Annotated in this window: 13 protein-coding genes; 9 read left to right on the top strand and 4 right to left on the bottom strand. The window is 59.0% G+C overall.

Going from position 1 to position 12,420, the window contains the following annotated elements:
• Positions 1-4: 4 nt before the first annotated feature.
• The gene (locus tag FEZ21_RS02620; protein WP_010656861.1) at positions 5-460 is read left to right on the top strand and encodes a YiiD C-terminal domain-containing protein; all 456 of its coding nucleotides are present in this window, start codon (positions 5-7) and stop codon (positions 458-460) included.
• Positions 461-524: 64 nt separating this feature from the next.
• Here the strand turns inward: FEZ21_RS02620 and cysQ are convergent, their stop codons facing one another.
• Entirely contained in the window at positions 525-1,358 is an 834-nt protein-coding gene (gene cysQ, locus FEZ21_RS02625; RefSeq protein ID WP_010656862.1) for a 3'(2'),5'-bisphosphate nucleotidase CysQ, read from the bottom strand.
• Positions 1,355-1,921 carry an ADP compounds hydrolase NudE gene (gene nudE, locus FEZ21_RS02630; protein ID WP_003438392.1) on the bottom strand — a complete coding sequence of 189 codons (567 nt, stop codon included), beginning with the start codon at positions 1,919-1,921 and terminating at the stop codon, positions 1,355-1,357. The genes cysQ and nudE overlap by 4 nt, the downstream gene beginning before the upstream one ends.
• An 88-nt stretch (positions 1,922-2,009) precedes the next feature.
• Between nudE and yrfG the strand changes: the two genes are divergently transcribed.
• Positions 2,010-2,672 (top strand): GMP/IMP nucleotidase, encoded by a 663-nt coding sequence (yrfG, locus tag FEZ21_RS02635; protein ID WP_003438390.1) that lies wholly within the window; start codon positions 2,010-2,012, stop codon positions 2,670-2,672.
• 78 nt (positions 2,673-2,750) lie between these two features.
• Here the strand turns inward: yrfG and lysM are convergent, their stop codons facing one another.
• A complete protein-coding gene (gene lysM / locus FEZ21_RS02640; protein ID WP_003438388.1) occupies positions 2,751-3,191 on the bottom strand; it encodes a peptidoglycan-binding protein LysM in 441 nt (146 codons plus the stop codon).
• 115 nt (positions 3,192-3,306) lie between these two features.
• Between lysM and FEZ21_RS02645 the strand changes: the two genes are divergently transcribed.
• The 5 genes from FEZ21_RS02645 to FEZ21_RS02665 all read left to right on the top strand — a co-directional run bounded on the left by FEZ21_RS02645 (position 3,307) and on the right by FEZ21_RS02665 (position 9,378).
• The gene (locus tag FEZ21_RS02645; RefSeq protein WP_003438386.1) at positions 3,307-4,194 is read left to right on the top strand and encodes a LysR family transcriptional regulator; all 888 of its coding nucleotides are present in this window, start codon (positions 3,307-3,309) and stop codon (positions 4,192-4,194) included.
• 93 nt (positions 4,195-4,287) lie between these two features.
• Complete coding sequence (fdhD, locus tag FEZ21_RS02650) at positions 4,288-5,121, top strand: formate dehydrogenase accessory sulfurtransferase FdhD (RefSeq protein ID WP_003438382.1); 834 nt, start codon at positions 4,288-4,290, stop codon at positions 5,119-5,121.
• Positions 5,118-7,466 carry an FdhF/YdeP family oxidoreductase gene (locus FEZ21_RS02655; RefSeq protein WP_160626395.1) on the top strand — a complete coding sequence of 783 codons (2,349 nt, stop codon included), beginning with the start codon at positions 5,118-5,120 and terminating at the stop codon, positions 7,464-7,466. Before fdhD ends, FEZ21_RS02655 begins: the two co-directional genes overlap by 4 nt.
• A 252-nt stretch (positions 7,467-7,718) precedes the next feature.
• A complete protein-coding gene (locus FEZ21_RS02660; RefSeq protein ID WP_003438376.1) occupies positions 7,719-8,195 on the top strand; it encodes a glycine zipper domain-containing protein in 477 nt (158 codons plus the stop codon).
• Positions 8,196-8,445: 250 nt separating this feature from the next.
• Complete coding sequence (locus tag FEZ21_RS02665) at positions 8,446-9,378, top strand: hypothetical protein (protein WP_010656864.1); 933 nt, start codon at positions 8,446-8,448, stop codon at positions 9,376-9,378.
• Between the two features lie 151 nt (positions 9,379-9,529).
• Here FEZ21_RS02665 and FEZ21_RS02670 read toward each other — a convergent pair whose 3' ends face one another.
• Positions 9,530-9,994, bottom strand: a complete 465-nt coding sequence (locus FEZ21_RS02670) for an Lrp/AsnC family transcriptional regulator (RefSeq protein ID WP_003438371.1) — start codon at positions 9,992-9,994, stop codon at positions 9,530-9,532.
• A 127-nt stretch (positions 9,995-10,121) separates the two neighbouring features.
• Here FEZ21_RS02670 and FEZ21_RS02675 point away from each other — a divergent pair, with 127 nt between their 5' ends.
• Both FEZ21_RS02675 and FEZ21_RS02680 read left to right on the top strand, forming a co-directional pair.
• Positions 10,122-10,478 carry a hypothetical protein gene (locus FEZ21_RS02675; RefSeq protein WP_003438368.1) on the top strand — a complete coding sequence of 119 codons (357 nt, stop codon included), beginning with the start codon at positions 10,122-10,124 and terminating at the stop codon, positions 10,476-10,478.
• Between the two features lie 111 nt (positions 10,479-10,589).
• Entirely contained in the window at positions 10,590-12,353 is a 1,764-nt protein-coding gene (locus FEZ21_RS02680; RefSeq protein WP_003438365.1) for a GspE/PulE family protein, read from the top strand.
• Positions 12,354-12,420 lie beyond the last annotated feature (67 nt).

The raw sequence follows: 12,420 nt of genomic DNA on the forward strand, positions 1-12,420 counted from the left end.
TGGCATGAATCGCGACAGTCGTTATCTGGAATCCGTCCTCCATCACGACATTCCGCTTACCCGTGAAATGGGCCTGAAGGTCATAGGCTGGCACCAGCACCAACTGCGCCTGCAGATGCCGCTGGCGGCCAACATTAACCACAAAAGCACCATGTTCGGCGGCAGCCTGTACTGCGGCGCGGTGCTTGCAGGCTGGGGCTGGCTGCACTTGAGCCTGCGCGAGGCGGGGATTGAAGACGGGCATATCGTGATTCAGGAAGGTCACATCAGCTACCCGCTGCCCGTGACCCGGGACGCTATCGTGCTATGCGATGCACCTGCCGATGCGGCCTGGAACAAGTTTCTGGCCATGTACCAACGCCATGGCCGCGCACGCCTGACCCTCGAGACCCGGGTCATCAATGCCGAGGGTGCAGAGGATGCGGTGAGGTTCAGCGGGCAGTATGTGTTGCACCGCTAAATCACTGATCCTGTAAGAGCGGGCTTGCTCGCAAGGTGGCAGAAGATCGCCGGCAAGCTCGCTCCTACAGCTTGTTTTGCGCCAGGGCCAGCAGCTGTTGGCGCCACGGCGCCCTGGCCGGCAATGCCAGAAAATGGTCATTGAGCAGCGACTCACGCGCCGGATAGCAGAACGGTTCGCCATCCAGTTGCAGCACCACCCCTCCTGCACCTTCGAGCACGCCTTGAGCCGCCGCCGTGTCCCACTGTGAAGTCGGCGCCAGACGCGGATAACAATCGGCGGCTCCCTCGGCCAGCAAGCAAAACTTCAACGAACTGCCTACGCTGGTCAGCTGCAACTCGCCCAGCTGCTCGCTTAAACCCGCCAACAAGCGCTCTTGCTGAGGGCTGGAATGCCGGCGACTGGCGACCACCGTTAACGGCTGGCCTGCAGGCGGGGCGTTGCGCACGCTGATGGGCGAGCTCACGCCGCCATCCTCACGCCATGCACCCAGCCCTGCACCACCGTAGTAACAACGACCGCTGGTGGGCATTGAGACCACGCCGAAGACCACACGACCGTGTTCGATCAGCGCAATATTGACGGTGAATTCTTCACTGCCTGAAATAAATTCCTTGGTGCCATCCAGCGGATCAACCAGCCACCAGCTGGTCCAGCCGGCGCGCACGCTCTGTGCAATATTGGCGTCTTCTTCAGACAGTACCGGGATCTGCGGGGCCAGCGCCGTCAAGCCATCGAGCAGCACATGGTGGGCCGCCAGATCGGCAGCGGTAACCGGCGAATCATCCGCCTTGGCGGTCACGGCAACGTCGGCACGCCAGAACGGCAAGATCGCGTCCCCTGCGGCATGGGCCAGGGCGATGACGCCTGCAATCAACGGGTGGGGAAAATCGCTCACGGCACGAATACTCCGCGCTGGGTCAACAAATCCCGCGCCAGATACAGTGCAGCCAGAGCACGGCCTTCGCTGAATTGCGGGTTTTGCACCAGACTCGACAGCTCACGCAGATTGACCCGCTCAACCCGCATCGGCTCGGGTTCATCACCTTCCAGACGCTCTTCATAGAGGTCGGTGGCCAGCACCACCTGGATCTTCTGACTCATGTAACCCGGCGACAGCGACAGCTCGGTGAGGTGTTCCAGCTGGCGGGCGCCATAACCGGCCTCCTCCTTCAGTTCACGCTCGGCGGCGGCCAGCACATCTTCGCCCGGCTCAATCAGGCCTTTGGGTAAAGACACTTCGTACTCATCGGTACCGCCGCAGTACTCTTCAACCAGAATCGCGTGTTCGGAATCGATCATGGCCACAATCATAACCGCGCCATAGCCGTTGCCACGCCCCACCAGCCGCTCGTATGTGCGCTCGACACCATTGGAAAAGCGCAACTGCACTTCTTCGACGCGAAACAATCGGCTACTGGCAACAATTTCACGGGCAAGTACGGTGGGTTTTTGGCGCATAGCGGCTCCTCAATATGAACGGGTTACTATACCCCGGCTTTTCCGATTGTCTGTGTCGGAAGTTTTTCAACTGCGGGAGAAGTTTTGCATGACAGCGTTACCTTGGGGCGACATTGATACCGTACTGCTCGACATGGACGGCACCCTGCTCGACTTGCATTACGACAATCACTTCTGGCTGGAACACCTGCCCCAGCGTTATGCCGAGTTGCATGGCATCAGCCGGGCAATGGCCGACCTGGAGCTGACGCCGCTGTTTGAGCGCAATGCTGGCCAGTTGCAGTGGTATTGCCTGGACTTCTGGAGCACCGAGCTGAAGATCCCGGTGCGCGAACTCAAGCTCGAAACCGCCAACCTGATTGCCTTGCGGCCCGATGCCGACACCTTTCTGGCAGCGACCAGACAGGCCGGCAAGCGGGTGATCATGATCACCAACGCGCACCGCGATTCGTTGTCGTTAAAAATGGAGCGGATAGAGCTGGCGCCTTACTTCGAGCGCCTGATCAGTTCCCACGATTATGGGTTCCCCAAGGAAAGCCCGGCTTTCTGGCATGCCCTGCAAGCCGATATCGGCTTTGACCCATCCCGCAGCCTGTTTATCGATGACACCTTGCCGATCCTGCGCAGTGCCCGTGACTTTGGCGTGGCCCACTTGCTGGCGGTGAAACAGCCGGACAGCAAAAAGGGCCCGAAAGATACCGAGGAGTTTGCTGCGCTGGGGGATTACCGGGATTTGCTGCAAGGGCTTTGAGAAATTACGCCCTGTCCATGCAGGAGCGAGCTGTTAAAGGCTCGCGAGCAAGCTCGCTCCTGCAAATGAGTGACGGGGTTACTCAGGAATCCGCAGTGTCTGCCCCGGATAGATTTTGTTGACGTCTTTGAGCAGTGGCTTGTTGGCTTCAAAAATCTTGTTGTACTGGTTGGCATTGCCATACACCCGCAGCGAAATCGCGCTGAGGGTGTCACCTTTTTCTACCACTACAAATTTGGAAGCCACAACCACCGGCCCGGTGACGGTGATCTTGTCTTCAACACTGGCTACACCGGCAATGTTGCCCGCGGCCAGAATGATTTTTTCTTTCTCTTCCTGAGTGGCCACTTCACCGCTCACCGTGACTTTGTCGCCGTCAACGGTGGCCGTAATGTTCGGGTTGCCCAGACCTACCTGTTCAACGTGTTTCTTGAGCTCTTCACTGGCATTGGCATTGCCCGGGGTCAGCAGGTCGATCAATTTCTCGCCGGCTTCTTTCACAAAGCTAAAAATACTCATGAATCACGCTCCAAGGGTTGAGATATCCAGATCCACTAGCGTAGACCATCATTGGCGAAGCAGGCTGCGAACCAGGCGCGCTAGAATCGGCCCGTGAATAGCGCGTGGAGCGACGATGGACATTAAACAGCTGAAATTCCTCATAGCCCTGGACGAAACCCGGCACTTCGGCCAGGCCGCCGCCCGCTGCCATATCACCCAGCCCACCCTGTCCATGCGCCTGCGCAGCCTTGAGCAAGAACTCGACCTGCAACTGGTCAACCGCGGCCAGCGTTTCGAGAGTTTTACCGCTCCCGGCGAGCGGGTGCTGGCCTGGGCCAGAACTGTTCTGGCCGCCTACGACGGCTTGCAGGCAGAGGCCGCTGCATGTCGCGGCAATTTGATTGGGACGTTGCGTCTGGGGGTGGTGCCGCTCTCAAGTTTTGATCCGCTGCCTTTATTACAGCGCCTGCATCAGGAGCACCCCGAACTGCGTTTTGAGCTGTCAGCCCTGAGCTCCGAGCAAATTCTTGAACAGCTGGCCAGTAACCGGCTGGACGTGGGCGTGTCCTATCTGGACCGCCTGGATCAGGAGCGCTTTGATTTTCAGGCCCTCGGGGAAACACGCATGGGGCTGCTTTACGACCAGCGGCACTTCAACTTCGGCGAGCAACCCCTGAGCTGGGAGGCACTGATTGAATTGCCCCTTGGCCTGCTGAGCAGCGGTATGCACTTTCGCCAGTCCATCGATCACAACTTCCATAGTCGTGGCCTCACGCCCCGGCCCATCCTGCAAACCGATGCCGTTCATCAACTGTTGCAGGCCGTACACGGTGGTTTTTGTTGCGCGGTAATGCCGCTGGAGGGCGGGCTTGAAGCTCTGACCGACAACCTGCGCCTGCACCCGATTCAGGACGCCAATACCTTGTCCCGCCTTGGCCTGATCATGCGCCGGGCCGCCCCCCGTTCGGCGCTGGCCGAGGCCTGCTTCGGGATGTACCAACAATCAGCCAAGCCTTCTTGATCGACGCCATCTATCAATAGATAAGGACTAGCGATTAGACGTGACACTGTGTCGCGCCTAGGCTTGTACTGACCCAAATGTCGGTACTGCCCTATGAACGCCAAGCGCCCCCAGTGCGCGGCACCCGCCTCTGTGACTCCCGCTGCCAGCCAGAACTACCACTACGTCACGCTGGACCACAGCAGCGGCGCTGAAACCGCACTGGCCGAAGAAGTTGCCCTGGCCATCGCCTATAACGGCATCAGCCAGGCCGTGATGCTGGTCACGCCCACTGACCTTGAAGACTTCATCGTCGGCTTCAGCCTGGGCAGCGGAATCATTAAAGACGCCAGCGAAATCTACGACCTCAAGCTCACCGGCGCAGGCCCGGCCCAATACGCACAGGTCGAAATCGCCAGTCGGGCGTTCTGGAATCTCAAGCAGCAGCGCCGGCAACTGGCGGGCACCAGCGGCTGCGGGCTGTGTGGGGTGGAAGCGGTGGAACAGGCCCTGCCCGAGCTCAACGTACTTGCAGGGGCGCCCTTGCCGCCCGCCCAATGGCTTGAGGGTTTGCGCCAGCGCATCAGTGAATTCCAGCCGCTGGGCCAACACTGCGGTGCGGTCCACGCAGCTGTTTATATGGACGCGCGGGGTGAGTTGCTGATGGGTCGCGAGGACATCGGCCGACACAACGCCCTCGACAAATTGATCGGCGCACTGGTACGCCAGAACATCGACTTCAGCGGCGGTGCGGCAATAGTTACCAGCCGTTGCAGCCTTGAACTGATTCAAAAAGTGTTGCGCGCCGGTATCCAGACCCTGATCAGCCTGTCCTCGCCTACCGGCCTGGCGCTGCAATGGGCCCGACGCCACAACCTCAACCTCATTCATCTGCCACAAAAAAGCGCACCACGGGTGTACAGCCCGGCGCAGGAGAGTCAAGCGTGAGCACTCATCATCAAGCCGACCAGACCCCTACCCCACGCTACAAGCCCTACAAAGGCCCGGCAGGTGGCTGGGGCGCGCTGATCAGTGTGGCGCAGGCCTGGTTGACCAGCGACAACGCGCTGAAAAACCTGCGCATGATGCTCAAAACCAACCAGAACGGCGGTTTCGACTGTCCGGGTTGTGCATGGGGCGACTCGCCGGAAAGCGGCCTGGTCAAGTTCTGCGAGAACGGCGCCAAGGCGGTGAACTGGGAAGCCACCAAGCGCCGGGTGGATGCCCCGTTCTTCGCCAAACACAGCGTAACGGCCTTGCTCGAGCAGAGCGATTACTGGCTGGAATACCAGGGTCGTCTGACCGAGCCGATGGCTTACAACGCTGAGACCGACCACTACACGCCCATCAGCTGGGACGCTGCGTTCGCATTGATCGCCAGGCACTTGCTGAATCTCTCCAGCCCCAATCAGGCCGAGTTCTACACCTCGGGCCGGGCCAGCAATGAAGCGGCGTATTTGTATCAACTGTTCGTGCGCGCGTTCGGCACCAACAACTTCCCGGACTGCTCGAACATGTGCCATGAGGCCAGCGGCGTAGCCCTGGCGCAGAGTATCGGGGTGGGCAAAGGTACAGTGACGTTCGACGACTTCGAGCACGCAGACGCTATATTCGTGCTCGGGCAGAATCCGGGCACCAACCACCCGCGCATGCTCGAGCCATTGCGTGAAGCGGTTAAACGCGGTGCCCAGGTGGTCTGCGTCAACCCGCTCAAGGAGCGCGGTCTGGAGCGTTTTCAACATCCGCAGCATCCACTGGAAATGCTCACCAACGGCGACCGGCCAACCAACACCGCCTACCTGCGCCCTGCACTGGGCGGTGATATGGCGCTGTTGCGCGGTATGGCCAAGTTTCTGCTGCAATGGGAGCGCGATGCCCAGGCGGCCGACCTGCCTGCCGTGTTTGATCACGCTTTTCTGAATGAACATACCGATGGCGTGCTCGATTACATCGCCAGCCTGGATGCCACCTCGTGGGATCACATCGTCGAGCAATCGGGCCTGACCCTGGTCGACGTCGAACGTGCTGCGCGCATGTACCTCAAGGGCAAAAACGTAATCATGTGCTGGGCAATGGGTATCACCCAGCACCGGCATTCGGTGCAGACGATCCAGGAAATCGCCAACCTGATGTTGCTGCGCGGCAATATCGGTCGCCCGGGTGCCGGGCTGTGTCCGGTACGTGGCCACAGTAACGTGCAGGGCGACCGCACCATGGGCATCAACGAGCGCCCGCCGGTGGCTTTCCTTGACTCCCTGGAGCGTCGCTTCAAGTTCAAGGTACCCCGTGACAATGGCCACAACGTGGTCGAAGCCATTCACGCCATGCTCGAAGGACGCGCCAAGGTGTTTATCGGGCTGGGCGGCAACTTTGCCCAGGCCACCCCGGACAGCCCGCGCACCGCCGAGGCGCTGCGCAATTGCGACCTGACGGTGCAGATCAGCACCAAGCTCAACCGCAGTCATCTGATGCACGGCAAGCAAGCGCTGATTTTGCCGTGCCTGGGCCGTACCGATATCGACATCCAGGCTGAAGGCCCCCAGGCGGTCACAGTGGAAGACTCATTCAGCATGGTCCACGACTCCAATGGCCAGTTGCAGCCATTGTCGAATCAGATGCGCTCGGAACCTTCGATCATTGCCGGTATCGCTGCCGCCACCCTGGGCACCCATCCGGTTGACTGGAACTGGGTGGTGGCCGACTACAGACGCATTCGGGAACTGATTGCCGACACCATCCCCGGCTTCAAAGATTTCAACACCCGGATTCAGCACCCGGGCGGCTTCTACCTTGGCAACTCTGCCGGGGCGCGGCAGTGGAATACCCCGACCCGGCGCGCCAACTTCCGGCCTAACGAGCTGCCCCAGGATCTGGTGGATGCCCGCACCCGTGCGACCGGGAAACTGCCTGACCTGATCCTGCAATCAATGCGCTCCCACGATCAGTACAACACCACCATTTATGGTCTGGATGACCGCTATCGCGGGGTTAAAGGTCAGCGTGACGTTCTGTTCGTCAACGAAGCCGATATCATCCGCCTGGGCTTCAAGCCGGGGCAGAAAGTCGACATCGTGTCGATCTGGAACGACGACCGTGAGCGCCGGGTCAAAAACTTCACGCTGCTGGCTTTCGATATACCCGCAGGCCAGGCTGCCGCCTACTACCCCGAGGTCAATCCGCTGGTGCCGCTTGAAAGCACGGGGGATGGCAGCCATACGCCGACTTCCAAGTTCGTGGCCATATGCCTTGAAGCAGCGAGCCCGTCGAAGCTGATCATGGCCAGGACGGGTTAACCCGTCCTGAATCTGCAAAGCTGGATTGCTCGCCCCTGCAGAGCGGTTGAGGAATTCCAGGCACAAAAAAGGCCGTTTCCTGTGAAAACGGCCTATGCCAACTAATTAAAAGACCCTCGAAAACCCATTAAGTTCCCGATAAAAAACAACAAGTTATATAATTGTGTACAACTCGTGTTACTGGTCGGAATTCGATTGTCACCACTCCCCGGCAGCCTCAGGATCGCGTCGTCATCCCTTTGAGGCTCACTTATGAAGCTCACCTCGATTCTCTTGTTGTCCCTTGGCCTGGTCAGTGGCGTAGCCTCGGCCGGTGGCACCACCGAAGCCGGTGTAGGCGGCGCATTAGGCGGGGTACTCGGTGCCGTAGTCGGTCAACAACTCGGCGGCTCGACCGGATCAGCGATTGGTGCTGGCGTCGGCGGCGCAGCGGGTAGTGCCGTAGGCGCCGACAAACGCAGCCGTGGCGAAGCGGCCATTGGCGGCGCCCTCGGCGCAGCTGGCGGCAACGTACTGGGCCGCAGTGTCGGCGGCAGCACTGGCGGCCTGGTCGGTGCAGCGGCTGGCGGCGGCGCCGGTGGCGCGCTGGGTAACTACATGGGCAATAAAAGCGACGCCGATGATCGCCGCTACAACAGCCGCGATAACCGCCGTTACTACCGTGACGACAACCGTGGTCGCGGCCATGCCTATGGCCATCGCAAGAAAAACAAGCATCGTCATCATTGATCGACCGCTTGAGAACGGGAGCCGCAAGGCTCCCGTTTTTCGTTTCGGTTCAGCCCTATCCCGCAAAATTGTTTCAATGCATTACGCCCGCCTGTTTACCCCCAATCATGCAACCTGCATGACCGTCCATTTCGTTAAAACTTCTAACTAATTGAAAAATATGAAACTGCTGCCAAATATTTAATTGGCATATCCCCTGCAATCTCTTGAATGAACGCTGCACTTCCTTCCATTCAGGAGCACAACAACAATGATCGGGACAACTGAGCACTATCCCGCTGCCCTGCAAGACTCTTCTGGCCACTCAGGTGTTTCCTGGGCCGCCATTTTTGCCGGCGCAGCAGCAGCTGCCGCACTCTCCTTGCTACTCATCATGCTGGGTGCCGGCCTGGGCTTCTCGGCGGTTTCACCCTGGGCGAATGAGGGAGTGGGAGCAAAAGGTCTGGGCATTACTGCCATCATCTGGCTGGCCGTGACGCAGATCATCGCCTCAGGCATGGGCGGCTATCTGGCAGGTCGGCTGCGGGTCAAATGGGCCAACATGCATGGCGATGAGGTGTACTTTCGCGATACAGCCCACGGCTTTTTGGCCTGGGCAGTAGCCACGCTGGTTACCGCCATGTTAATCGCCAGCTCGGTCAGCAGCGTGATTGGTAGCGGCGTTCAGGCCGGAGCCAGCGTTGCCTCGGGCGCCGCCACCGCCATGAGCAGTGCCGCCGGCAGCGCTGCAGGCAGCAACGCCAGCCACGGTTCGGGCAATAGCTCGGACTATTTCATCGACACGCTGTTTCGCGATGATCGTGGCACCGCCGTCAGCGAAGACGCGGCCCATGGTGTGGTGACCCGCATCTTTGTCCGCAGTCTGGGCAACGACGGCCAACTGAGTGCAGAGGACCGTACTTACCTGGCACAAATTGTCGCCCAGCGTACCAACCTCAGCCAGCCTGAAGCTGAACAACGGGTTGACCAGGTCTATGCCAAGGCCCATCAAGCAGTTGCAGACGCCAAAGTAAAAGCCAAGGAAGCAGCAGACACGGCTGCCAAAGTAGCGGCCTGGACCACCCTGTGGATGTTTATCAGCCTGTTGCTCGGTGCGTTCTTCGCCAGCCTGTGCGCCACCTTTGGCGGCCGTCGCCGCGATGCAGTGACGTATCTGACCACTACCACCACACCCCTTGTTTAACCCCGGACCTTTTGCTTACTGGAGAATAAAATGCGCTCACTTCTGCTGCTATTTCTCGGCATTCCCATCCCGATCATCATCCTGATTGCGCTATTTGTTCACTGATTCAGCGGATCAACCTGACAACGGCCTTCCTTGTGAAGGCCGTTTTTTATACCGGCAAGCAAGTGGTGGATTTGATCTCGGACAAGGCAACAATCGAGTTCACCTCTTGAATGCCGGGCACCATCGACAGCTTTTCGAAGAAAAACCGTTCATAGGCTTCAATGTCAGCGGTGACGATACGCAGTAGAAAATCCACCGCCCCCATCAGCACGTAACACTCCAGGACCTCAGGAAAGCCGCGAATGGCATCGGTAAACTCGGTGAAGTTGGAACGACCGTGGGCGTTGAGTTTGATCTCGGCAAAAATCTGCGTATTGAGGCCGATTTTCTTACGATCGAGCAGGGTCACCTGGCCGCGGATAATCCCTTCGTCTTTCATCCGCTGAATCCGCCTCCAGCAAGGCGATTGCGACAACCCTACCTGCTCCGCGATTTGCGCACTGGACAGCGAGGCGTCCTCTTGCAGCAGCGCCAGAATGCGCCGGTCATAAGCATCCAGCTCGATTCGCATAGAAATACCTCTTTATGACGTATTTAAGACTTGATCCAGTCTTAATTTCGTTTAAATCCTGCATCTTAGATAAAAAATTCCCGCCCTGGCGTGTAAATATTTCTCCAGTCTAATCAGGAGTTTTAGCATGCCGCCTCTGCAAGCCGTCAGCCACTCAGTCCGCCCCGACGTCTGGGCCAGCAACGCCGCCCCATGTCCGGTGCACTTTTATATTCAGGCCGAGGCAGAGGCCGATGTGCTGTGCCGCGTACTGAATCTGTTTGCCTTGCAGCAACTGACTCCCCGATCGGTCAACGTAGAGCGCGACAACGACAGGTTAAGCATTGAAATTCTGAGTGATGAGCAAAGCTGGCACCGGGCTCAGGTGATTGGCGAAAAACTACGCAACCTGGTCAGTGTCTTCGAAGTGCAATTGCTACCGGCCAAATCCCGGGACGCTGATTTCAAGGGTGGCGCCATGAACCACCAGCGCGTTGCCGGGTAATAGCTCGCAACCATTGGCCAGGCCTGGGTGATGGGCCAGCAACTAGGCTTTGGACTTCACGGCCCGGACAGGGATATGTCGGGCCGATGCTTTAAAGCCCAAGGAGCTTGTATGCACTTCGCCCCCGCCCATGACCACTGGCTGGATCTCAACGACCTGGTCACCGCACTCCTCGCCCAGGGCCGCCTGCACAAAGGTGGCGCAGAGCAGGCATTGAACGCTGGCCGCGAGCCTCGTCACAACGCCGTGCACCCGCTGGTGTTGCTGGCCAGCCTGCAGCTCATCGACCCCGGTCGCCCCGGCAAGGCCCTCGACCTTGAGACCCTCACCGCCTGGCTGGCGGAGCAATGCCAGCAGCCTTACATGCGCATAGATCCACTGAAAATTGATGTCGTGACGGTTACCGGACTGATGTCCCTGGCATTTGCCCAACGGCATGAAATCCTCGCGGTGGCGGCAGATCAACAGTCCATTACCATCGCCAGCGCTCAACCCGGGGTCAGCCGCTGGGAAGCGGATCTCAAGCAAGTGCTCAAACGGCCCATCAAGCGTGTGGTTGCCAACCCTCTGGATATCCAGCGCCTGAATGTGGAATTTTTTCAGCTGGCCAGATCGGTCAACGGCGCCACGCTAAATGATCATAAAACCAGCAAGCAGACCAACCTCGAACAACTACTCACCCTCGGCGGCGGCCAGACGCCCGATGCCAACGACGCGCATATTGTGAATATCGTCGACTGGCTGTTTCAGTACGCCTTCGAGCAACGCGCCAGTGACATCCACATCGAGCCGCGTAGTGAGCAGGGCGGCGTACGCTTTCGCATTGATGGCGTGCTACATAACGTTTACCAATTTCCGACACAGGTGACGACGGCCGTTGTCAGCCGCCTCAAGAGCCTGGGCCGGATGAATGTCGCCGAAAAGCGCAAACCCCAGGATGGCCGGATCAAAATCAGAACCCCGGCCGGGGCACAGGTTGAACTGCGGCTCGCCACCTTGCCCACCGCCTTTGGCGAAAAAATGGTGATGCGTATTTTTGACCCGCAGGTGCTGCTCAAGAGTTTCGACCAGCTCGGTTTTACCCCGCAAGACCTGCAACGCTGGCAGCACATGACCCGCCAGCCCCACGGCATTATTTTACTCACCGGCCCCACCGGTTCGGGTAAAACCAGCACCCTCTACGCAACCCTCAAACAGCTGGCCACAGAACAGATCAACCTGTGCACCCTTGAAGACCCCATCGAAATGATTGAGCCGGCGTTCAATCAAATGCAGGTGCAACCCGGCATCGACCTGACTTTCGCCAGTGGCGTACGCGCCCTGATGCGCCAGGATCCGGACATCATCATGCTCGGCGAGATACGCGATCTGGAAACTGCCGAAGTTGCGATTCAGGCCGCCCTGACCGGCCATCTGGTGCTGTCGACCCTGCACACCAACGATGCTCCCAGCGCCATCAGTCGCCTGCAGGAACTGGGCGTCGCGCCTTATTTGATCAAGGCCACGCTGCTGGGGGTCATGGCACAACGACTGGTGAAAACCTTGTGTCCCGAATGTAAAAACGAGGAGCCATTGACGCCGGACGACTGGCAGAGTTTCGTCAAACAATGGCCGGGACCAGCACCGGAGCGTACCTGCAGGGCGACGGGCTGTGCTGTGTGCCGGGATACGGGCTACCGTGGCCGGGCCGGTATCTACGAAATAATGCTGATGAATGACAGCCTCAGAACCCTGATCGATTCCCGGACCGACTTGAACGCCGTACATCGCGCAGCGTGCGCCGCAGGCATGCAGCCCTTGCGACTGGCGGCAGCCCATAAAGTGGCCACAGGCATGACCACGCTGGAGGAAGCTTTGCGCGTTACACCTGCGTGATGATTCGTTTTGACTAAAATCTAAACAGTTGCACCGTTTACATGCAGGAGTGAGCTCACGAGCCTTG

Source organism: Pseudomonas sp. 9.1(2019) (genome assembly GCF_009910445.1).
Lineage (GTDB): Bacteria > Pseudomonadota > Gammaproteobacteria > Pseudomonadales > Pseudomonadaceae > Aquipseudomonas > Aquipseudomonas paraversuta.